Annotated in this window: 20 protein-coding genes and 1 tRNA gene; 6 read left to right on the top strand and 15 right to left on the bottom strand. The window is 46.0% G+C overall.

From position 1 onward, the window contains the following. Positions 1 to 206 precede the first annotated feature (206 nt). Complete coding sequence (gene holA / locus GGU45_RS00005) at positions 207 to 1202, bottom strand: DNA polymerase III subunit delta (protein ID WP_435220835.1); 996 nt, start codon at positions 1200 to 1202, stop codon at positions 207 to 209. Between the two features lie 188 nt (positions 1203 to 1390). Here holA and GGU45_RS00010 point away from each other — a divergent pair, with 188 nt between their 5' ends. Beyond that, positions 1391 to 2392 (top strand): DUF8428 domain-containing protein, encoded by a 1002-nt coding sequence (locus GGU45_RS00010; RefSeq protein WP_435220836.1) that lies wholly within the window; start codon positions 1391 to 1393, stop codon positions 2390 to 2392. A 59-nt stretch (positions 2393 to 2451) separates the two neighbouring features. On the opposite strand, the gene GGU45_RS00015 is transcribed toward GGU45_RS00010, so the two are convergent. Further along, positions 2452 to 5325, bottom strand: coding sequence for a TonB-dependent receptor domain-containing protein (locus GGU45_RS00015; protein ID WP_435220838.1), 2874 nt, complete (start codon positions 5323 to 5325; stop codon positions 2452 to 2454). A gap of 144 nt (positions 5326 to 5469) precedes the next feature. On the opposite strand from GGU45_RS00015, the gene GGU45_RS00020 reads away from it, so the two are divergent. After that, positions 5470 to 6390: a phosphoribosylaminoimidazolesuccinocarboxamide synthase gene (locus GGU45_RS00020; protein ID WP_435220840.1), complete on the top strand. Its 921-nt coding sequence runs from the start codon at positions 5470 to 5472 to the stop codon at positions 6388 to 6390. Between the two features lie 349 nt (positions 6391 to 6739). Here GGU45_RS00020 and GGU45_RS00025 read toward each other — a convergent pair whose 3' ends face one another. Further along, positions 6740 to 7909 carry an AIR synthase related protein gene (locus GGU45_RS00025; RefSeq protein WP_435220842.1) on the bottom strand — a complete coding sequence of 390 codons (1170 nt, stop codon included), beginning with the start codon at positions 7907 to 7909 and terminating at the stop codon, positions 6740 to 6742. 93 nt (positions 7910 to 8002) lie between these two features. On the opposite strand from GGU45_RS00025, the gene GGU45_RS00030 reads away from it, so the two are divergent. Then, positions 8003 to 8932 carry a bifunctional riboflavin kinase/FAD synthetase gene (locus tag GGU45_RS00030; protein WP_435220844.1) on the top strand — a complete coding sequence of 310 codons (930 nt, stop codon included), beginning with the start codon at positions 8003 to 8005 and terminating at the stop codon, positions 8930 to 8932. A gap of 250 nt (positions 8933 to 9182) precedes the next feature. Here GGU45_RS00030 and GGU45_RS00035 read toward each other — a convergent pair whose 3' ends face one another. From GGU45_RS00035 to GGU45_RS00080, 10 genes are all read right to left on the bottom strand, one after another. Further along, positions 9183 to 9767, bottom strand: coding sequence for an outer membrane beta-barrel protein (locus GGU45_RS00035; protein WP_435220846.1), 585 nt, complete (start codon positions 9765 to 9767; stop codon positions 9183 to 9185). A gap of 117 nt (positions 9768 to 9884) precedes the next feature. After that, entirely contained in the window at positions 9885 to 10391 is a 507-nt protein-coding gene (locus GGU45_RS00040) for a hypothetical protein (protein WP_435220847.1), read from the bottom strand. Between the two features lie 3 nt (positions 10392 to 10394). Further along, positions 10395 to 11150 (bottom strand): DUF2249 domain-containing protein, encoded by a 756-nt coding sequence (locus GGU45_RS00045; protein ID WP_435220849.1) that lies wholly within the window; start codon positions 11148 to 11150, stop codon positions 10395 to 10397. 38 nt (positions 11151 to 11188) lie between these two features. Then, positions 11189 to 11620 carry an RrF2 family transcriptional regulator gene (locus GGU45_RS00050; RefSeq protein ID WP_435220851.1) on the bottom strand — a complete coding sequence of 144 codons (432 nt, stop codon included), beginning with the start codon at positions 11618 to 11620 and terminating at the stop codon, positions 11189 to 11191. A 24-nt stretch (positions 11621 to 11644) separates the two neighbouring features. Further along, entirely contained in the window at positions 11645 to 11968 is a 324-nt protein-coding gene (locus GGU45_RS00055; protein WP_435220852.1) for a metal-sulfur cluster assembly factor, read from the bottom strand. Continuing rightward, entirely contained in the window at positions 11965 to 13248 is a 1284-nt protein-coding gene (locus GGU45_RS00060) for a cytochrome C oxidase subunit I (RefSeq protein ID WP_435220854.1), read from the bottom strand. The genes GGU45_RS00055 and GGU45_RS00060 overlap by 4 nt, the downstream gene beginning before the upstream one ends. A 7-nt stretch (positions 13249 to 13255) precedes the next feature. Continuing rightward, positions 13256 to 14098 carry a DUF2249 domain-containing protein gene (locus GGU45_RS00065; RefSeq protein WP_435220856.1) on the bottom strand — a complete coding sequence of 281 codons (843 nt, stop codon included), beginning with the start codon at positions 14096 to 14098 and terminating at the stop codon, positions 13256 to 13258. A gap of 4 nt (positions 14099 to 14102) precedes the next feature. Further along, positions 14103 to 14615, bottom strand: coding sequence for a DUF2249 domain-containing protein (locus GGU45_RS00070; RefSeq protein WP_435220858.1), 513 nt, complete (start codon positions 14613 to 14615; stop codon positions 14103 to 14105). A 236-nt stretch (positions 14616 to 14851) separates the two neighbouring features. Next, positions 14852 to 15958 (bottom strand): acyltransferase family protein, encoded by a 1107-nt coding sequence (locus GGU45_RS00075; protein WP_435220859.1) that lies wholly within the window; start codon positions 15956 to 15958, stop codon positions 14852 to 14854. Positions 15959 to 16245: 287 nt separating this feature from the next. Then, positions 16246 to 18189 (bottom strand): ABC-F family ATP-binding cassette domain-containing protein, encoded by a 1944-nt coding sequence (locus GGU45_RS00080; protein ID WP_435220861.1) that lies wholly within the window; start codon positions 18187 to 18189, stop codon positions 16246 to 16248. A gap of 117 nt (positions 18190 to 18306) precedes the next feature. On the opposite strand from GGU45_RS00080, the gene GGU45_RS00085 reads away from it, so the two are divergent. Both GGU45_RS00085 and GGU45_RS00090 read left to right on the top strand, forming a co-directional pair. Further along, positions 18307 to 18930 (top strand): DUF3347 domain-containing protein, encoded by a 624-nt coding sequence (locus GGU45_RS00085; protein WP_435220863.1) that lies wholly within the window; start codon positions 18307 to 18309, stop codon positions 18928 to 18930. A gap of 88 nt (positions 18931 to 19018) precedes the next feature. Further along, a tRNA-Lys gene (locus tag GGU45_RS00090) sits at positions 19019 to 19091 on the top strand. A 73-nt stretch (positions 19092 to 19164) separates the two neighbouring features. On the opposite strand, the gene GGU45_RS00095 is transcribed toward GGU45_RS00090, so the two are convergent. Both GGU45_RS00095 and GGU45_RS00100 read right to left on the bottom strand, forming a co-directional pair. Next, positions 19165 to 20256, bottom strand: a complete 1092-nt coding sequence (locus tag GGU45_RS00095) for a Fic family protein (RefSeq protein ID WP_435220865.1) — start codon at positions 20254 to 20256, stop codon at positions 19165 to 19167. A gap of 468 nt (positions 20257 to 20724) precedes the next feature. After that, the gene (locus GGU45_RS00100; protein WP_435220867.1) at positions 20725 to 21777 is read right to left on the bottom strand and encodes a flavin monoamine oxidase family protein; all 1053 of its coding nucleotides are present in this window, start codon (positions 21775 to 21777) and stop codon (positions 20725 to 20727) included. Positions 21778 to 21963: 186 nt separating this feature from the next. Between GGU45_RS00100 and GGU45_RS00105 the strand changes: the two genes are divergently transcribed. Further along, positions 21964 to 22863: a helix-turn-helix domain-containing protein gene (locus GGU45_RS00105; RefSeq protein WP_435220869.1), complete on the top strand. Its 900-nt coding sequence runs from the start codon at positions 21964 to 21966 to the stop codon at positions 22861 to 22863. Positions 22864 to 22894 lie beyond the last annotated feature (31 nt).

The following is a 22894-nucleotide window of genomic DNA, read 5'->3' on the forward strand; positions in this document are numbered from 1 at the left end:
ATACGTAGATTTTGTGTGTGGTAACCTAAATCTACTTAAAAGGAGGCCCAAAAGCCTCCTTCTTTTATTTACACTTACTTTTTTCCCCGGACACCTGTGGTTTCAAGTTTCAGGTTAGATCCGCTTTTGGGCTTGATGGGCTTCGCTTTTCCTGCCTTCTACATTTAATATTTTGCATTCAATATTTTACATTCCCGAAGGGAGGCCTACATCATCATCTTCACAACCATTTCCTTTAACAGGGCTTCATCCGTTGCCCTTGCGGCATTAACTCCAATGCTTTTGAGGTTGTACTGGTGTAATAGCAGCAATACCTTTTCAACGCCCTCGTATCCATACATGCGGGATGCCTGGGAATAGCTTTTAAAAAAGAAACTGTTAACCCCAATCTGTTTTGCAATGGCATCTTCCGGACCCGATGCCCCAAAGATCATAAAGACCTTGCTGAAGAAAGCATAAAGAGAGGGCAGCACCAACTGGATGGGCGCCGCTTTGGGGTTATCGCCAAAATACCGGATCACCCGTATCGCTTTGGCCAGGTCTTTTGTTGCCACTGCAGTCTGCAGTTCAAAGATGTTAAAGTCTTTGCTGATTCCCACGAAATTTTCGACATCCTCCTCGGTAATGGCGGTCCGGCCTTTCAGATTGATCAGGATCTTCTGGATTTCATTGCCAATACGCGCCAGGTCATTCCCGATATGATCTACCAGCAACATGGTTGCTTTTGGCGAAATGGTGTATCCCAGTTTGGCAACATAGGTAGTTACCCATTCCGGTAAGGCATTGTCATAAAGCTTCTTTGTACTAAAAAACTCCGATCGTTCTTTTACCAGCTTTGCAAACTTTGTGCGGGAATCCAGCTTTTTTTCTTTGTAGGCAACAATAAAAACAGTAGAGCTCAGCGGCTGGTTAAAATAGGCTTCCAGCTTTTCCATCTCTTTTAGTTGCTGGGCTTCTTTAAGGATCACCACCTGCCGGTCTGAGAACATGGGATATTTCCTGCAGGCGTTTATAATATCTGCCCAGGCAGCATCCTTTCCATAAAAAATAGTCAGGTTAAAAGAAGCCTCGCTTTCGGTAAGTATATTAGTTTCGGCATAATCCACCAGCTGATCTATATAATAGTCTTCCTCTCCCTCCAGCCAATAAATTGGTTTGTAACTCTTTTTCTTCCAATCTCCGAGGATTTTTTCCACGCTCATAATGCGCAAGATAAGTTTTTTAACAATTCGTAAATATTATATAAATGCGTATATGTTTTAGCAAAAAAGTCGTTTGGCATAATTTGTGTTTACAATCATAATTGACACCTGATATATATTTATTTCTTTCATATATATTTGGTTATCTTATTCATACACTATAAAAACTATGTAAAATTTAGATGATTATGGCAAATACGAATTACCCTTCAGCTTCTTCTCAAACAACAGGTTCTTCCTCCGGCGCTCCTAACAGCAATAACACCGGCAGGAATGTTTTAATCGGATTATTGGTTGCAGCATTGCTGGGAACCTGGGGCTATATTTTATGGAGCAAGAATGCTCCCGGCGGCTCTGGTACCACCCAGCCGACCAACACGGAGGTAGCCACTGCAATGTCAGAATCGGATTCTCTGCGGCAGATGTTTAATCTTGCAGAAATGCGCCTGGATTCCATTACCGGGGCAAACAATAGTTTACAAGGTGAGAAGACGGCCCTTCAAAAAGAAATTGACGGTCGTAAATCGGAGATCACCCGCATCCTTAATGATAAAAAGGCAACGGCTGCAGATCTTCAGAGAGCCCGTCATTTAATTGGCGAATTAAATGGCCAGATTGGCCGCCTGGAAGCGCAGGTATCGCAACTGAAAGGCGAAAACATGGAGTTGACCGCAAAGAACACACACCTGACGGCGGAGAAAGACATCCTGAGTCAAAACCTTGACACAAGGAGTAAAGAAAATGACGAACTGGCCAGCACTGTAGATGTGGGCAGCACGTTATCAGCTTCCGGCATGTCTATAACCCCGCTGAAAGAAAAACGGAATGGCAAGGAAAAACAAACCAGCTTTGCCCGTAAGGTGGATATGTTAAAGGTTGCATTTAATGTAGAAAACAGGATTACCACTTCCGGCCCCGCTGATCTTTATGTAGTGGTTACAGACCCCAAAGGAACAGTTGTGCAAAACGTACAGCTATCTTCCGGCTCTATGACTACCCGCCAGGACGGCGACCGAAATTTTACTGCAAAAGTACCTGTAGAGTATGAGCAGGGAACACGCAAAGGAGTAGCGTTTCCGATCCGTAACCCCGATGGGTTCACACATGGTGATTATAAAATTGAAGTATATCACAACGGTTTCAAAATTGGTGAAGGGATCCGTAACCTTAGAAAAGGGATCTTTGGTTAATTATTACCCCACCCGCCAAGATCGTAAAAAGCTGTCCGGTTCCCGGGCAGCTTTTTGCATTAAAGATTATACCCCAGGCTGATATAATACAACCCGCCTACCATCGGGTTTCCAAAAGCACTGGAGTAGTATTTGTTCAGCAAATTGGATGCCCCCAGCTTGATACTTGTGTTGATCCGGCTCATTTTATAGGAAACCTGCCCATCCAGCGTGCCGTATGCCGGTACGGGCCCCGACCCGAAAGTGCCTTCCCAATTAACCTTGTCCTGCCAGCGGTACACCAGGTTAAATCCTGTATTCTTTACCACATTTTCATTAGCCAGACTTATATTAAACCGGTATTTGGGCGTATTGAAGAAAGAGATAAACCCTGCGGGCACATCCTCTAACAGGTCGCTCGAAAGATTTCCGCCAAATACATATCCGCCCCTAAAACGATACTCCAGTCCTAACCCCCAGCCATAGGAAGTTACGGCCACATCCGTATTGGTTACAAAAGAATAATTAGTAGAAGTAAAGGGACTGGCCAGATCCACAGCCGCCCTGGCCGGATCGCCGCTGCTTCCTCTTGCTACAGCCACCCGGGCAATAAAGTCCTTAAACGCGCTCCGGTATCCGTACACATCAATCAATAACTCTTTGGTCAGCAATCCCCGGTATCCCAGCTCAAAAGAGCTCATCCGTTCAGGTTTAACGGAGGTAAACTGTGCTGTTTTTAACAAAGCCGGGTTGGGCGTTCCTGCCGCTATAGAGCTGCGGTACGCAGCCACGCTTTCCGAGGTATAAACCGGGTTGGTATCAAAATGGAAATAATTTACAAAGCCCGGATCGCCGCCAATAAGCCGGCTGCCGGGCGTGTTCAGGTTAATCCACTGATCCTGGGTTGAAGGAAACCGGTAGGCCGTTTGGAAAGAAAGACGGATATTATTATCCCTTGCTACCCGTATTACCGCACTGGCCCTGGGCGTAAACCGCTCCTTATAACCATCCCGTTTATCAAAGCGTACCGAACCTGTAAGTTTGAGCACTTCGTTGAATAAACGCTTTTGTAACTGTACATAGCCGCCATATTCGTTTATTTTTATACGGCCGGTTGTATCCGCAAAAATGGTTCCGGCAGAATTGAGCGAATATACCCGGTAGGAAGCGCCCAGTATGGTTTCTACAAATTTTACCTGGTCCGAAAGGTTCAGCTGGCCTTCATAATAAAACAGGTCCGATTTATCGGCAAACCGGGCGCCGCCATCTTTAATGCTGGTGTTTTTTGCCCTTACCAGCGCGCTGTCATAGGCCGGTGTGCCGGGCAGGTACCTGCCGGCATCCGCAGCTGTTCTTGCCGCAGCGTGGGCCGCCTCCTCCGAAGCGCCCTGCAGCCGTGCGGCGGAATAGGTTCCGGAATACAATCCAAACCAATCGGCATCGGAGCGCCATTGGCGGTTCAGATACAGGGCTGCCGTTGTTGCCGTATATGAGTCACCGGAATTTTCCTGGGTGGTGTACGCCTTCAGGAACCAGTTTTTCCCTTTTATTTCTGCCTTATACTGCCCTATCTTAAAATTTAGCAGGGAATAACGATCGGCCCCGGTATATACCGTGGTACCAAGCCCCCAATACCCCAGCAGGGAGGCTTCAATATTATCGGTTATCTTATAATACAGTCCGCCCGATGTTTTAAAACTATATGCGCCATAGTTTACGAGATCTTTTTCATCATAACCCGTGCGGCTCACCAGCTGCCCGCCATAGTATCCTTGTGTAAGACCGTTTGCAAAAATATAGAGGGGGCCGGCAGCCTGGTTGCCGGCATAGTAAGAAAGGATTTCTGCCTGGGTGGGCGGGCGGCCATATTGAGCTGCCAATGCCGTCTGAACGGCTTCCAGTGTGGAGTTAGCCGGCCCAAAGATTGCGGCTTGCGCTATACCTGCCATGCTGGCGCTGGCTTCATCGCCAAAAACGTTTACCCCGTCATAATTAGGATCATTGAGTCGTGTGCCGTTGGGTTTTAAAGAGCTGATCACGTTATTCCGGTTCAGATCGCGGGTATCATTCGCTATCCAGTCCTGTGCTTTCATATACGAGGCCGATAATTTATAGGCAAACTTTTGCCCAAGCTGTTGTCCCCACCGGAGCGACCAGTCGTAAAACGGCCGGGCCTTGCTTTGGGGATCAGCCACGTGCATAACCCCCTGTTTGATGTTTACGCTGAGCCCCTGGTATTTGAACGGGCTTTTACTCGTCATTAGCAAGGTGCCGTTCATACCGCCCGAGCCATATAATGCCGAAGAGGCTCCCGACAGCAATTCGAGGTTATCCACATCCATCTCCGTCATCCCCACCACATTGCCCACGGAAAAGTTCAACGCGGGGGCCTGGTTGTCCATACCATCAACCAGCTGGTTAAACCGCAGGTTTCCGCTACCGTTAAACCCTCTTGTACTTACGGTTTTAAATGTCAGACTCGAAGTGGTCAGATCAACGCCTTTTATGCCTGATAAGGCATCGTAAAAATTGGGGGCAGCCATGCTCTTAATGGCCGCACTGTTGACCCGGTCGATGGTAACCGGCGATTCCAGCATACGCTCTGCCACCCGGCTCGCCGCCACCGCCACCTCCTGCCCCAGGTCGTTTCCGGGCGCCAGAGAAATGGCCACCGGGCCCGCTACAGTAACGGTAACTTCCTGTGTTGTGTAGCCAACGGAAGAAATAACCAGCGTAACCGGATAGCCGGCAACCTTTAGTTCAAAAAAGCCATTGGGTTTGGAATAGGTACCGGTGGAGGTGCCGGATACAAGCACCGAAGCAGCATTTACGGCTTCACCGGTCTCGCTGTTTTTAATGGTGCCGGACACTATTGGTGCTGTTTGGGCAAAACTCCCCGCTGCGCACAGGAAAAGCAGGGACACCGTAGTGAACAGGTAATTCGTAAGTCGCATAAAATTCGAGGTTTTAGAAATTCCAACTCTAAAATAACACTTGTTAGTTGAAAATAAAAATTTAATTTCCGCAGCCACGGGGCTGCCTGGAATTTTTTCTCACCAGCTGGTTGTTCATAACCAAAGGCGAAGTATTTTCGCAGCATGTCAAACTTTAGTTTTCCCGGTCAAACCGCTTTTTATAAGGGTAAAGTAAGAGATGTATATACCATTGATGATGACCGGCTGGTCATGATTGCCTCGGATCGTATTTCTGCTTTTGATGTAATCCTCCCCCGCCCCATCCCCTATAAAGGGCAGGTGCTGAACCAGATTGCAGCATTTATGCTGAATGCAACGCGCGACATCTGTAATAACTGGCTGCAGCAGGTACCCGCTCCCAATGCATCAATAGGCGTTAAATGCATCCCTTTTAAAATTGAAATGGTGGTACGGGGTCATTTAACCGGTCATGCCTGGCGCACGTACGCATCCGGAAAACGGGAGTTGTGCGGCGTAGCTTTGCCGGAAGGCATGCAGGAGAACGAGGCCTTTCCCACGCCCATCATCACCCCCAGCACCAAGGCCGATGAAGGGCATGATGAAGATATAAGCAAGGAAGCAATCATTGCCCAGGAACTGGCCACCGAAACAGAGTGGAGCGAACTGGAACGACTGGCCCTGGCGCTTTTTGCACGCGGCCAGGAACTGGCGGCCCGCCAGGGTCTTATCCTGGTAGACACCAAGTATGAATTTGGGAAAAAAGACGGGGCTATCATCCTCATGGATGAGATTCATACCCCCGACAGTTCCCGCTATTTTTATGCTGATGGTTTTAAAGAACGGCTTGCGGCCGGTGAAAGACAGCAGCAGCTTAGTAAGGAATTTGTGAGGGAATGGCTGATCGCCAACGATTTTATGGGCAAAGAGGGCCAAACCGTTCCGGAAATGAGCGATGAATGGATCGGCACCATTTCTGACCGGTACATTGAGCTGTACGAAAAAGTGATTGGCGCTCCCTTTAAACCCGAGCCGGTGAGTGATGAGGAACTTTACAACCGTATTGCAGCAGCTTTGGCATCATAACCGGATACCGTTTGCCACTGAAACGCAGAAACACAAATGCTTTTAATGCTATAGCCCGTTGTAGTTTATTTCGCGCGGAGACGCAACGGAGCAGAGACGCAGTGTTCCTTTCAACCCCTTCGTGTTTCTTTGAGCCTCCGGGTCTTTGTGGCCTTAATGATTTATTTCAGCCGGAGGCGCTTAACCGCAAGGTTCGCTAAGATTTTAAACCTTTGCGGTTCATGGCGCGCTTTGCGGTTGAGTTTTGCCGCCCGTTGTAGTTTATTTCGCGCGGAGGCGCAACGGCGCAGTGTCCCTTTCAACCTCTTCGTGTTTCTTCGGGTCTTTGTGGCCCCAATGATTTATTTGATTAAAACAGGATGGTTTCTTCGCCGGTATGGATCTCCAGCGCTTGTTTATCATTGGCTTCCACCCTTCCGATCACCCGGGCATCCACACCCAGCGCTGTGGCCACGCCAATAATAGCGTCTGCATCTTTTTCGCTGGTATAGATCTCCAGCCGGGTTCCCATATTAAATACCTGGTACATTTCCCGGGCGTCGGCACCGCTGGCTTTTTGAATGATATCAAAAATTACGGGAGGCGTAAACAGGTTGTCCTTTACAATCTTTACATCATCGGGCACATATTTCATACACTTGGTTTGGCCACCGCCGCTGCAATGGATCAACCCGTTAATAGCCTCAAAATGCTCCTCCAGCAATACTTTCAGCACCGGTGCAAAGGTACGGGTAGGGCTCAGCAGCAGTTTCCCGATCGTTGTTACGGCTCCATCCACCTCAATGGTATCAGTCATTCCATGGGGGCCAATGTATACCACTTCATCCGCCAGGCCCGGCTCAAAGGTTTCGGGATATTTTTTCCCGTATTCCTTCTTCAATACATCATGGCGGGCACTGGTAAGCCCATTGCTGGCCAGCCCGCTGTTATATTCCTGCTCATAGTTTGTTTTACCAAAAGAAGCCAATCCCACGATCACATTTCCTGGTTTTATTTTTTCGTTGGTAACCAGTTTTTTACGGGGCCAGCGCGCTGTCATGGTACCGTTTACGGCAATGGTGCGCACCACATCGCCCACATCGGCCGTCTCGCCTCCCATGTAGGTAATATTAATCCCAAACCCCCGCATGGTATCAAAAAAAGCCTGGCTTCCGTTAATGACTTCCGATAAAACTTCCGCCGGGATAACGGTTTTATTGCGATCGATGGTAGAGGAAAAAGCCAGCTGGTCATAGATTCCCACGCACAAGAGATCGTCCAGGTTCATCACGATGGCATCCTGGGCAATACCGCGCCAAACACTGGCATCGCCCGTTTCCTTCCAGTACAGGTAGGCCAGTATGCTCTTGGTACCGGCTCCATCGGCATGCATTACGTTTGCCCAGGCCGCATCCCCAACCAGTACATCGGGATAAATTTTACAAAATGCTTTTTCGTAAAGGCCTTTATCCAGTTTTTGGGTGGCGGCATGTACTTCTTCTTTTTGCGCAGAAACACCTCTTTTGGAATATAACGACATCAGTTGCTCTTATTTTGTTAAGGCCGCTAAGATAAGACAGGATTTGCTATTTGAGGTTTGAACTTTGGGCTTTGACCGCTAAATTTGTACTTTATGCAAATTCACAGGAATATTGAGGCATTGCCCGGGTTTAAGAATGCCGTTATCACCATTGGAACCTTTGACGGCGTACATGAAGGCCACCGGAAAGTGATCCGGCAGCTGACCGCCAGGGCCCGCGAGGTAAACGGCGAATCGGTGATCATCACTTTTCATCCCCACCCCCGCAAGGTGGTCAACTCTTCCATTCTCGGGCTCCGGCTGATCAATACTCTTGATGAGCGCATTGAGCTGCTGGAGGCGCTTGATGTGGACCACCTGGTCATTATCCCCTTTACCGAGGTGTTTGCCAACCAGCTGCCCGAAGATTATTTGTGCAATTTCCTTATTGAAAAATTCAAACCGCATACGATCATCATCGGTTATGACCACCGGTTTGGGCGCGATCGCATGGGCGACTATAAACTGCTGGAACAGCTTCAGCAAAAATACCAATATGCGCTGCAGGAAATACCCAAACATATTCTTGATAATATTTCCATCAGCTCCACCAAGATCCGCGAAGCCATCCTGAAGGGCGATACAACAACTACCAACCACCTGCTGGGCTACGATTTCTTTTTTGAAGGCGAAGTGGTCCATGGCGATAAGCTGGGTCGCGAGCTGGGTTATCCTACCGCCAACCTAAAAATCATGGATGAAGAAAAGATCATCCCGGGCAATGGTATTTATGCGGTGTATGCCGCCCTTGCAGACAATACCCGGCGTTTTAAGGGGATGATGAGTATTGGATTGCGCCCTACCGTAAATGGCACCAGGCGAACCGTAGAGGTCAATATCTTTGATTTTGATGCCACTATTTACGGGCAATCCCTGCGGGTATATGTAAAACAATTCCTCCGGGAAGAAGTTAAATTCGATTCCCTGGAGGCGATGGTAAAACAGATCGACCAGGACAAGATGGATAGCCTGGCGGTGCTATAGCCCAAGAGAGAAGTTCCAGGTTTAATGTTCAATGTTCCAGGTCAGATCGGGAAACCTTGAATGCCGAACGCATGTATCACGTTTAAAGTTTCAGCCTTTCCGGCCGTCCTCAACCACATTAAACCAATTGAAACCCCTTTTGAAAATTGGACACCAGGTGTGGAAACAGGACCCAACCACAAATCACAAACATCAAACGTCAGACTTAAACCTGAAACCCGAAACGCACCTCTGGTAAGCGCTGGTTTTATCAGAAGAAAATGCTGGCGCCAAACAGCGCACCAACGCCGTTTTCATGATACCTTACCTGCTGTCTCCGATTATCCTTTAACCGGTTATTTGCATATTGCAAACCCAGGTCCAGTGATACGTTCTTATTCACAAAAAAGGATACCCCGGCTTTTCCATTCAGGGTAAGCCCCTGCAGGTCCGCATCCCCGTCAAACACCCACAGATATCCCGCGCCAATACCCAATGTGGGCTTAACCAGGCCGGAAACCGGGATGAAATAGGTAACTGCAGGCAGCACACCTGCAGACCAGGAATGTAAATAACCGGGGGTAGTGCCCGCGGGTGTTAATGTACGATCATACTGAAAGCTGCCGCTGACACCAATGGCCAGATCGTTGGCAACAAAATAGGCAACTGAAGGGTTTGCGTTAAAGCTCCTCGCCTTCACTTCACCGGTTTTTACACTATCCGTAAGCGTTTTGGTGTTGACGGCCAGGAAACTCAGGTTGGTGTTTCCGGAAATGGCAAACCGTCCCTTTTCGGTTTGGGCACGGGCGGGCAAAAGAGCCGCGGCAAGCAGCACAGATAATAAGATCTTTTTCATGATTCAACTTTTTTTTAATGCCGGATAAAAATACATATCTACAAACCACCCGCAAAATATTGACGGGCGCTTCTTTGTTGGTAGCCGGCGTTTATCAGGCCGATGGAAAAAATGCCGCTAAAAAACATCGAAATCAAATCCGGCCCTCTTTGCAGAACGTTTGGCCACCTCCAGCACATAGGAGGCTTTATTGAATGGATGAACCGGAACCGGGGTAACGCGCTTCAGGTCTTCCAGGATCTGTTCCCGCTCCTGCCGGGTCAGTTTTTCGCAGGCCTCATACATACCGCCCTGCTCCTCTTCCAGTATATCATGCTGTTCCATAATATGACGGATCATTTCGATCACCTGCGGGGCGGGAAAACAAACCAGTAAGGATGTAAGGGCGCCATGATCCAATCGTAGTTTTGCCTGCAGGGGAAGCGGCGCTCCGCCGTTTGCTTGCTGGGCAGCTGCAAAAAGGATCTTTTCCTCCATCTTTATATGGGTCAGTAAGCCCACTCTGAACTCATGATACTTTTCCAGGTCAACATTGTTTGTATCCTTTATCGCCTCGGAAAAGATCTTTTCAATACGTCTGTGGTCTGCTGTAAAAAAATCGTAGAGCGGTGCCTGCTGCTTCATATTTCAGTTTCTTACTTTTACCACCCGCACTTTCCAGGTCTCAGGACCTTTCTCAAGATATTCCCACCGGAACGGCTCTTTACTTTCAGCCTCCATCTGATAATACAGGGGTTTGGGATCATGATCATTGATGAATTCAAAAGCTTCGCCCGGCCGGATGTCCGCAAAGGCCTTATAAAACAACTCATGTCTTTCTGCCGGGGGAAACGGCCGCAGATCAAATTCATTCACTACCGAAAAGCCCTCATCCCCCAACCCGCTATCATCCTGTTTGGTGATATGAACCACAAACACGCCCTCTTCTTTCTTTTTATAGATCCATTTGTGCCGGCCTTCAAACTTTTGAATGAAAATATGATGCACTTCAACCGGATCTTCGCTGGCGATCAGTTCCATAGTCGTGTTTTGTTCCATCATCCCATACCGGTGAAAAACAATTTGCTTCCACTCCTTCCTGTCGGCTTTTCTTAAATCAAGCAGGGTCGAAATACCCTCAAATTCCACGCTGCCGGACGCTTCCAGGCGGGTTACCTTCACTTTCCATTCCCTTCCGCCGCGGTTTAGGTAATCCCAACCTACCACATCCCCGTATATGGAACGGAGCTCGTAAAATAACGGCAACGGGTCATGGTCGTTTATAAAAATAAAGCTATCATCCACCGGCAGCTCCTTGAACAGCCGGATCAATAATTCGTGTCTTTTGATCGGGACCAAGACCCTTACATCCATGTCTCCGTCCGCGTTTTTCTCTATTGTCATTTTATAAAATTTATTATATAATATGCTGTAATCCGGGCCTAACCAATCAGGTGGGCCAACCCGTTGGAGACCGCATGACAAAGAAGCCGGACCTTTCTTTCCCGGAAGATCTTTTCCATCAGCTCCCTTGCGATCTTATATTCGTTGTGGATCGGACAGGGATGGGATGCCGAGCATTTGCTCAGTCCCAGCCCGCATTCCTTAAAGATCCCGGCGCCCTCTATTGCTTCCACAATATGAATAACGGGCTGTTCCTGTTGCGCTTCATTCAAATAAAACCCTCCGCCGGGCCCCTTGAGGCTATTGATTATTTTATTCCGGGCCAGCAGCTGCAATATTTTTCCAACAGTGTGTTCACTGGCATTAATATGATCGGATATTTCTCTGATATTGGCTTTTTCGTCTTCTTCGCTTTTGCCCGATAGATAGATGACCGCTTTGATCGCCGTTTTGCAAGTTAAGCTCAGCATATTGATTCTTTTAGTTTAATAAGTTTACCTTCCTAAAAACTCCCTTCCTTCAGGAGAAATCATGTTCCAATTCCAGGGTGGATCAAATGTCAGATTGAGGGTTATTTCCCAATCCGGAAATGCCCGGTTCAGTGAGCTGCGCGTATCTGCTGTAATTGCATCTCCCATGGGGCAAAACTGGGTGGTCAGGGTCATGAGGCATGTCAGGCCTTTGCCTGCTTCATCAAAATACAATTGGTAAACAAGTCCCAGATCCACAATATTCAACCCGATCTCAGGATCATATACATTGTACAGATCCTGTAATGCATACGTACATTTTTCATCATTATTTGTGTGAATGTTCATATCTGTTTTGATTTATGACCGGTGGTGATCAGTACATTATAAACATATAACAGGGCGGCAATCAGCAAAAGCAGGGCGCCTGCTTTTAAGGCAATCTGGCTAAGAAAAACCATGCCCGGGATAAAGACCATAAACCCTCCAAGATAACTATATAACATGATCTTGTAAACGGAATCATTGAAAAGGTCTTTAGGAGCTGGCGTCCGTCCTTTATGAGCTTTGCTGTGGTAAACCTTGTTCCAGACGATAAAAGGCATGGTCTTAAAAGTCATGCCCAGGATGATAGCCGTGATCCAGCCAAAGAAAATACAGAAACCATAGATCATCGCCATCCCCGGAAATTTCCCCTGGGGCAAAAGAGCCAGGGCGATGATCAGCGCTACGAACGGCAGCAGCATTTGGGCTACAGAAATCAGTGAGGTTTGCATTTGCTGGTCTACGCTCTTCCTGAGCCTGACCTTATAAGCCTTATAGCAATGCCTGCCAAAGAATACAACAGCGGTCAATCCGATACCAACCGGGATATAATACCATAATGCTGAAAGGCCCGCAAGATACAATATTGAAAAGCTGATCAGCGCACCATTCAGCAATACAAAAATCAACCACAACACCCTATCATTGGTATATTTGGAAATCAGGAACATGGGGATCAGTCTTGCCCCCACACCCATCACCATCATTACAAACCAGCCAACAATTCCCAGATGCGCATGGATCGATAAATAATCCACCGAATTGCGGGGGAAGATGGGTATGCTGAAATTCAGCACGAGCAACAATCCAAAAATTGTGGTTGCCAATAACCATAAAGTAGCGGCAATCACGTACCAGGCATGCACATTTCGCCGGCTGCTTTTAAAGGAACTGGTCAGGACATTGGCCAGGTAACAGATCAAACCAATATTAATAAGTACAGCACCCGTTTGCAGGGGCCAGCCTGTATTAAACAGGTAGAAACCATAGATCAAAAGAGGAATACCTGCTGCCGTAAAGCCAAAGGTCAGGTAAGCCAACCGGTCACTGGCCAGCTCACCCTCCACCAGCACCGGCAGCAGCTGATGGCTTGCTCCCAGGATAATCATCGTGCCCCATGCCAATGCCATAGTATGCGTAATAGCCAGTATATGCGGGTTGAAATAGTGTGCTTCAATAGCATCCGTGCTGCATAACAGCAGGATCGTACCAAAGAGAAACCCCAGGGAAGCATAGATATAAAATGGCAGCACCACTTTATAATTGGTTGTCTTCTGCAATCCGCCAACTGTTGGAGTTACCATAGCCAATCTATTTACTTTTAAATATTAACAGGTATACCTCACCCTCCTGAATCTCTTTTATCCGGTAATCGAACGCTCTTTCCTTCAATTCCGTAAGGAGGAATACCGGGATTCTTTTGTGATGAACATACAGGGCCTTCCCTTCGGGCAGGATTTCCAGGTTTTCCAGAATCGTCATCATTGGCGCAGGCATTTCCAAATGACGGACATCTATCGTCACCAGCTTATCTTCATATTGCTTCAGCAGGATCTCCCAATCTCCCGCTGTAGCAGGCGCTTCCACCCCCGCACTGGCCTCCTGTGCCGGAGCCTCCCCTGTAACTGTTTTGTAAAAATAGGTTTCGATCGTATCTGCATTGATGTAATGCACATAAGTCTGAAAGCCTTGTTTTTCTAATAATTTTATCAGCGGAACGGGTTCAAAATTGTTGGTAATCACCAAAACCTCTCCGGGGTTTAATGATTTCACCTTTTGCTGTATGGCTTTCAGCGGGTCATTTCCCTCAGCCAGCATGGCCCTTACATCAAAACTGATCTGCTGACCGGGTTGCAGATGCTGCAGGTATTCCGGCCGGGGTTTGTTTTCCGGTGCCGGATCATCCGGAGATGCCTGTAGCGAATGGTCCGTTTCAAAACCAAGGGGCGCCAGGGCCCTGAAAAAATCTTCGGGCTTGCAACCCCCGATTTTTGAGGCCATGGCGATTGTTGTTCTTCCCGCCATTAATGCCCTTAAAACGGGGTTTCTCAGTTTTTTAAAATCAGGACTGAGCCTCACAATGGTTTCCAATGCATCAGGATGCTGTTTCAGCAGTGCCGCGATTTTTGTTCGTTCATTGATCAACATAGTCATTCAACTAAATGTTACCGGTTGGTTCCTTGATCTCCGCATCTCTTTTACTGACCCGGATGTTCCACCACTGCGGGCCCTGCTGCAGATATTCCCAGGTAAAGATGTCGCCATGCATTGCCTGCAGCTGATAATAAACAGGTTTGGGATCATGGTTGTTATGTATGATAAACGCCTCCCCGGGGCTCAGCGTTTCAAACACTTTAAAGATCAGCGCATGTTTTTGCTGGGGTTCAACAGCTGGGATATTCAGGATGATGTCATCTTCACTTTCTGTTGGGATAATGGGCACCTGCCGGGTCACCTTAATATCCCACCACTCCGGCCCCTTTTGCAAATACTCCCAGGAAAAAATATTTCCGCGCATGTTCATCAGTTGATAATAAACCGGCATCGGATCGTGATTGTTATGAATGATCAAATGTTCCCCCTCCCTTAAAGTATTGAACACATCAAATATCGTTTGATGCCTCAACCGGGGTTCGAGCTCCTGAACATTAATGATGGTTGCTGTTTCCATGCGTATAAATTTTAAAAGATTCCTAATCCGGAACAAAGATAATACTAAAACTCAAATAAAAGCATTTAAGTACTTTTATTCTTTTATATCGATCCGGCGTTTTTTCCTATTATAAAATCGAGCGTTATCATATTGAGAACGGGCCGGTCATCAGGATGGGCAAGCGACAGGCTGCATGGTCAGTTTGATGCTGATCATTTATTGTTTAATAAGATATAGTTCTAGTGCTATCCTCCTCATCCCATCTTTTTTCTCAGCCATCTGCGAACCGGCTCATCATACCATTTCAAACAGGCATAGGCCAAAATAATACTACCCATCAGGATCAGCAAGGCATAGGGCCAGGCCTGTACGATGGTAACGCCTTTATGATTGCTGATCCAGGCTGTGTAAATATATACCCATGGAAAATGCACCAGGTATAGCGGATAAGAGATATCCCCCAGGAATTTACAGATCCTGCCTTCCGTGCGGGTATGTATTACGCCGCTGGCCCCCAGGTAAACAATAAGCGGAAAAATAAGGATGATACATACCGATTCATAAACCCCATTCATCCAAAGATGTTCAGCACCGCCAATGCGCGGCATGTACAAAACGAGGGCGACCAGGAGGCTGCACCACAAAACGGCATTCCGGATGCGGGCAGGTTTTGCGATCCGCGAAAGCAGCAAGCCTGCAAAAAAAGGATACATCGTCCGGGTAATACCCACACGTACCTGTTCCCCGTTTAGTGTCCATCCCCCGCTGACATCCCCGTTGGTAATAGCCAGATGAGCGAGTGCTATGGCTGCAATCAGCACCAAGATGCCCAACGCTGTTTTTGAGAACTTCCGGATGCCGATGGCGTAAAGGATATTGGCAATGTATTCGAAGAACAACGACCAGCCTACGCCGTTAAGCGGATGCATTTCTTCCCAGCCCCGGATATCCATCGACACGGGAACGGGCAGTACCGTATAACCGATCAGCATCACCAGCAGCATTTTCCAGATGGGAACGGTGTGGACAAGCGGCCAGATGGCAGAATCGGTGAAATAAAACCCGATGGCCCCAAGGGTCATCCCCAATACTACCATCGGTTGAAGCCGCTCGATCCGGCGCTTAAAAAAAGTACCGGTGCTCATTTTCTGCCAGCGGTCGTCATAAGCATAGCCGATCACAAAGCCGGACAACAGGAAGAAAAAGTCGACCGCCAGGTAGCCGTGATTGACCAGGATATCCAGGTGCCCGGTTCCCAGCGGCTCGGCCAGGTGAAAGGTTACTACAATAATGGCTGCAACACCACGTAACCCATCCAATATCGGGTAGTGTGGTTTTGAGGAAAGGCTATTATTATTCATAGGGCCGTAAAATTAGATAAATGTCTTATTAAATTCAACCTCCCGAACAGGGGTTGAAAAAGGAATGATATGTAGTTTAAGGGATTGAGCATTTAGTATTTTTATACCGGGTTATTCTGAGAAGCTGTTTAAAAATAGAATGATTAAAAACCATTAAGGCATTAAGAATAGTTTAGTAGCCGCAATTCTTAATGGTTTTTGAAGGCCTTAATGTCTGTTATACGGAATTTTAATTGTGAAAATTTAAACAGCATCTTACAATCCGGAACTATATTAAAATCCAAACCTCAGTCCTCCAGCTCCATCAGTTTTGTAAAAATGGCTTCGTAATTTTTTTCCAGCTGCTGATTTTCTTTGGCAGCGGATGCATAATCCTGCTCCGTTTTTACAAACCGTATCCTGTCCGAATAGATCTGCGGATCTGCCAGATCCTTTTCCAGCTGCGCCATCCGGGCTTTATTCTTATTCAATGCCTCTTCGGCTTGCTGAAACAATTTTTGCTGACGCTGGATTTCTTTTTTCAGTTCTTTATTAATAGGGGTGTTGACCACCGGCGGCGGGGCAGGTGCTTCCACGGCTGCCGGTTTTGCTTTTTGTGCAGCGGCCCCCTGTTTTTCGGCAGCACTGTTCTTGCGCATCCGCTCGTTCCAGGCAACCCATTCATCATAAGGACCCTTAAACTCCTTGATCTTCCCGTCTGCGATCTCCCATATTTTATTTGCGGCCTTGGATATAAAATGGCGGTCGTGGCTCACCAGGATCAGCGTACCTTCATACCGGTTCAGCGCACTGATCAGCAGATCCACACTGTGCATATCAAGGTGGTTGGTGGGCTCATCCAGCATCAGGAAATTGGCCTTGCTCACAATGGTTTTGGCCAGCGCCACCCGGGCTTTTTCGCCCCCGCTCAGGATCCGGATTTTTTTATCGGTATCATCTCCGCTGAATAAGAAACAGCCCAGCAACGCCCTGAGTTCCATATCTGTCATCTGGCTTCCGCAGCCCCGCATTTCGTCCAGTATCGTGTTATCAAGGGCCAGGGCCTCCAGCTGGTGCTGCGCGTAAAAACTCTCTTCTACATTATGCCCCCATTTGCGGTTCCCGGTATAGGGTTCGGCATCGGCGATGATCCGCAGGAGGGTCGATTTTCCTTTACCATTGGCGCCAATCAGCGCAATCTTATCGCCCCGCTCAATCTCCGCTTTGGCGTTGCTCAGGATCACATTATCGCCAAAGGCTTTTGAAAGATGATCCAGCTCTACCAATACCCGCCCGGGCACTTTGTCTACCCGGAAATTGATCCGCAGGTCGGGCCGTTCGATGGCAACGTCTTCAATACGTTCCAGCTTATCCAGTTTCTTCATAATGCTCTGGGCCATTGCGGCCTTGCTGGCCTTGGCCCTGAAACGCTCTACCAGCCGTTCATTCTGCCGGATATAGTCTTGCTGGTTCTCGTAGGCTTTTTGCTGCATCTCGATCCTTACGGCTTTTTCCTTTTCATAAAATTCATAATTGCCATTATACATATGAAGCTCCCGCTGATAAAGCTCTACGATCTTCGTTACCATGCGGTTCAGGAAAAACTTATCGTGACTAACAATCACTACCGCCCCCTGGTAATGCTGCAGGTATTTCTCCAGCCATTCGATGGATGGAAGATCGAGGTGGTTGGTAGGCTCATCCAGCAATAACAGATCCGGTTTGGCCAGGATCATTTTTGCCAGCAGTACGCGCATCCGCCATCCGCCGCTGAACTCCTTGTACGGACGGTTGAGATCGGAATTGGAAAATCCCAATCCCTGTAATACTTCCTCCGTTTTATGCTGAATATTGTAGCCACCAAGCAATTCCATTTCGTGCAGCTTGTCGGTATATTCGAGCAATGTTTTCTCATCGCCGGTTTGCTCCAGTTCCTTTCCCAGGGCTTCTATTTCTTTTTCGAGCCGGATCACCTTCTCAAAAGCGCTCATCGCCACTTCAAGGATAGAATCGTTGGTATCAAAGCTCAGCAGGTCCTGGTGCAGGTAGCCGATCGTTGTTTCGCGGCCCCGCTCCACCGTGCCCTCCGAAGGGCTGTACTGGTTTACAAATAGTTTTAACAGGGTAGATTTACCGGTACCATTATAGCCAATAAGCCCAATGCGTTCATTGGGTTGTATATGCCAGGTGGCATCTTCTACAATCACTCTTGCGCCAAATTCAAACGTAACATTCTGTAAGCCGATTAACATATCTTCTGCTGATTTTATCCTTCAGTTTAAATAATTGATTGTTTATCAGTATTTTTGTTTTCCTGAAACCTGCAAATTTAGTTAATACAAACGAGTAAATAACATTATAGGTCCGGTATGAAAAAGCTTTTAGTAGTCGTTGTGGTAGTGATCGCTGCCTTCCTGGTTTACAAGTTGATAAAAAAAGATAAACCGCCCCGGGAAAAGCCCGCGCCTATTGCGGTTAGCAAGCACAGTGATGTATTCAATCATTCGGTGGATGCGGTGCTGGCCAGCTATTATGTGCTGGCCGATGGATTTGTAAACTGGGATACTTCAGCCGTAAGTAAAGCGGCACTTACCCTTCAGACAGCCCTTGCAGATTTTAAAGTGGAGGAGCTCAAACAGGACAGCGCCATTTATCAAACAGCCGGGTACCCGCTGGAAATGGCAAAAACCAATACCGGCATTATTGTAAACGCGCAGGACTGGACAGAAAAAAGACATGCATTGAATGATCTTTCGGATGCGTTGCGCATGCTGCTGCTGACAGTAAAATATGATCAGGCATTGGTATACTGGCAGGAATGCCCCATGGCTTTTGGCGAAGGACAATCGGCCAACTGGCTGAGCGGGAAGAATGAAATTGTTAATCCCTATCTCGGAACCAAAGACCCGAAATATGGGCAAACGATGTTGAATTGCGGTGAAAATAAAATGATCATCGATTTTACCAAGCCTGATTCCGTGCAGGCAAAATAAATCACTTATATTTGCAGCCCGGATAAAAAAAGCGATCCTGTTCCGGCCCGCAGCGCTTCCGGCAGCGGCGGTAAGGATGGCAAAAAATGACTCCTTAGCTCAGTTGGTAGAGCTACTGACTCTTAATCAGTAGGCCCAGGGTTCGAGTCCCTGAGGGGTCACAAAAAAATAAAAAGCCTTCAAGTTCGATGAACTTGAAGGCTTTTTTGTGTTCGATCAATAAATTATTATCTCTTAATTGGTAGATAGAATGTCCATTAGTCTGTAATTGACAAAGTATGTTGTCCGGCCCATTTTCTGTGGTTTTAAAATGTCTGCTTCCACCAGTTTTTTCAGCCAGGTTGATGCCGTTTGGCGATGAGCTATGTCCTTGTTTTCCAAAAGTTCAATCTTTAAATATGGCAATGCAAACATTAACTGTAACAAGTCATAGTTGAACGAGGAGCCCAACGCCTGCTTCATATTTTTCTCAATATCTTCTTTCAGGGAAAGTGTATTTCGTATTTTTTTCGTACTTAACTGTGCCGTCTCGATAATGGCAGTAAGCATATACATTACCCAATCATGCCAGTTATTTTCTTCCGTTACACCACGTAATGACCGGTAGTATTCTGTTTTGTATTTTACAATATAAGAACTTAGATATAACACTGGTTGGGTCAAAAGTTGTTGTTGCACCAGGTATAAAGCATTTATAATACGCCCGGTTCTTCCATTGCCATCAGCAAATGGATGAATGGCTTCAAATTGATAATGGATAAAAGCCATTTTGATCAACGGATCTAATGGCGAGGCCTCGGGGTCATTAATGAATCTTTCTAATGATGTTAATTTCTCTCTCAGCACATCTTCGCAACATGGCGGACTATAAATTATTTCGCCATTAATTGCATTTTTTAATGCGGTTCCGGGAACATTCCTGATCCCGGAATTATTTTGCTTAATGGTCTGAACAATTTCAATCATTGTATTGGTCAGCAATAAATTTTTTTGCGCCTGCATTTTTTTCAACCCTATATAGAGGGCTTCACGGTAAATCAACACTTCTTTTGCAGCATGGCTGGCAGTCCCTTCTTCAGCTGCAGCTTTGTATAGTTCGTCCTGTGTTGTTACGATGTTTTCGATAGCAGAACTGTCCTTACTTTCCTGCAAGACTATTGTATTGATCAGCAACTGTGGATCGGGTAAGGAAGCACAAAGGCCATTTAGTTCTCCTAAATACCTGGATGCTTTCGCCAAGTGCCTGAATATGTCCTGAGACTCTTGAAAATCAATAGGAGGTAAATCTGGCAATTTATTAAAGGGTTCATTTTTATTGAAGGCCATGATGCTGAAATTTTGTTTAATTTCCACTATTATCTTTTGTTCATGTTGTCGTATTCAACTCAAATAAAGCTAAATGGTGAAATTATTGATAATTTTCGACATTATTTTATACTCATGTCGAATTGATCAACATTAAATGAGATAGATGTCGAAAAAACATAGCTATTTTGGCTTCATCCGGTTTAGTAATCGCAAATCTTCCAGTAAAGAGTTCGAGTACCAAAAGGATTGAAAGCTGAGCGAATAATATAAGATAGGAAATAGAAGCCAATTGTACGCAGATAAAATCAGATATAGTTTTTATTGCATTTTAAGCAATAGAAAACCGCCAATGCTCCCTATAAGTATAATAGCCAATCTGCCCTAATTTCCTGGCAATGCTGTCAACACCTTGTTCTGTATGTTTTGTCTGCATAGTAAGGGCTAAAATTGAACGATTAAAAATACAACATAGCGGATTGCTCCTTTTTAGAGCCTTGTAGCAATTGACTGAGCAGCGACAACAGCGCCTTCCATATAGCCCGAATATTCGGTTGCCGTTTCCGTTGCGGCAAAGAATAATTTACCGTTCAAATAACTTTCTTGTAATAATGGATGCCCATTATTTTGATGCGGGCGGTGGATAACCTGACTGCCATCCAGTATAAACTCGTCCGTCCGGATCTTGTCAAAATACGCTGTTGGTTTTAATGCCTTTTCTCCCATTAATTCAGTCAACTGACGAAGTACAAACTCCTTTCTTACGTCCGGTGTATAGGATGCAGCAGCACCATTTAGAAACCCCGTAAAGCCAAACTTATTTTTTTCAAAATTGGTATGATCATACACCTCAGTTACTATCCCTGCATGGCTATACAACATTCCCGAATAACCTTCGTTACGCCAAAATGGAGTATCGTATTCGAGCGTAAACTTTATGGCGCCTCCCATCCATGTTTGTACGTTTGGCAAAACGGCATTAATACCATCGGGCAGCTTAGGCGTAAAAGCAATCTGTCTGGCCACCAGTTGAGGCGGAATACAGACAATAACTTTATCGGCTTCCCTTGCTTTGCCTCCGGTTGTTTCCAAAACAATACCGTTTGTCTCTTCCTTTACAGCAGTGACCCTTGTGTTCAGAAACACTGTGTCCTGTGGTAGTTTTTGAAACAGCGTGTCAATCAGCATTTGTGTTCCTCCAACCACTCTATATGACGGCATTTCAGCTTCGGGAACAAAAAATTTTTGCGGTGGCTCAAACGATTTTGTCTGAAACAACGATATTCCTTTTGAAAACTGTGGATATTTCCTTAGCCCCAACTCTTCAATTAAAGCCAGCAGATTGGGGTGCATATCTGAGAACCAGGTTGCGCCCAACTCCAAAGGTGTTTCGATAACGCCCTTAATCGTGTGTATTCTGCCTCCCAATCTTGGCGAGGCTTCCAGTATGGTGGTTTTGATATTCTCTTTTAATAATAAATAAGCTAAAGTAAGCCCGCTCAATCCACCTCCTATTATCACAATCCTTTCATTTACTCTCATCCTAATAATACTGATATTGATTTTAAGGCACGAAATTCTCTCTTTACACCCTTGTTTTTGATGGACGAATGAGAGAATTTATGGTACTTATGCGCAGAAGATGGTTGATGCACCTGTTAACACTGCCAACCTCCGCCTTGAACTTTGTAAATTAGCAGGCTAGTAAATTAGTGATAATGGACAGCTATGGCAAAAAAGAAAAACAGTGAAATAAACGAGTATCATTTGAACAGGAATCAGCCGGACAGGCCGCAATTGGCAGTTATTGATTTAAAGAGCCACCTTAAAACAAATCAATGCCGGGTAAGCCAACCACACATGCACAGTTTTTACCAGATAATATGGTTTAAGAAAGGAAAAGGAACACATTTTATTGATTTCAAGACATACGATGTATTTGATAACGCTATTTTCTTTGTAGCCAAAAATCAGGTGCATTATTTTGATAATAACACTAACTACGAAGGGGTTCTAATTCATTTTAACGAACTTTTTTTGCTGCAAGACCAAAGTCCGAACGAATTTTTCCTGAATTGCAACCTGTTCAACAATCCTTACCAGCAACCATCCTGTTGTGTTGGTACAGGCATTGATGGTATACTGAACGAATATATTGCACAGATAAAAGACGAGCTGAACAATGATGAGATGTTCGGTAAAGAAATGTTGTTAAGGAACTTGCTTAAATCATTTCTGATACAGATACAACGCAGGAAATGTGAGTTTGAAAAATCTTTCAACCAGCTACCGCAATTGATGAATGAAAAAAGGCTTCAATTGATTAAATTTATTACCCTCATCAATGAAAATTATAACAAAGGTCTTACCATATCAGAATACGCCCGCCAACTTAATATGTCTTCAAGGAGTTTGTCGGAACTAACCCATCAGCTATTGAACAAAACACCATCGCAGATGATACAGGAACGTATCATTTTGGAGGCACAGCGATTGTTGTTGTATTCCGAACTGAACATTAACCAGGTGGGCTATCGCTTAGGGTTTGATGATGCTTCTTATTTTGTGAAGTATTTTAAAAAATATACCAATCTTTCTCCGTCCGAGTTCCGAAAATCCGTTTCTTAAAGACAAAAAGAATATTGAATTAACCTTGTTT

This window comes from Niabella hirudinis (genome assembly GCF_051201075.1).
GTDB lineage: Bacteria > Bacteroidota > Bacteroidia > Chitinophagales > Chitinophagaceae > Niabella > Niabella hirudinis.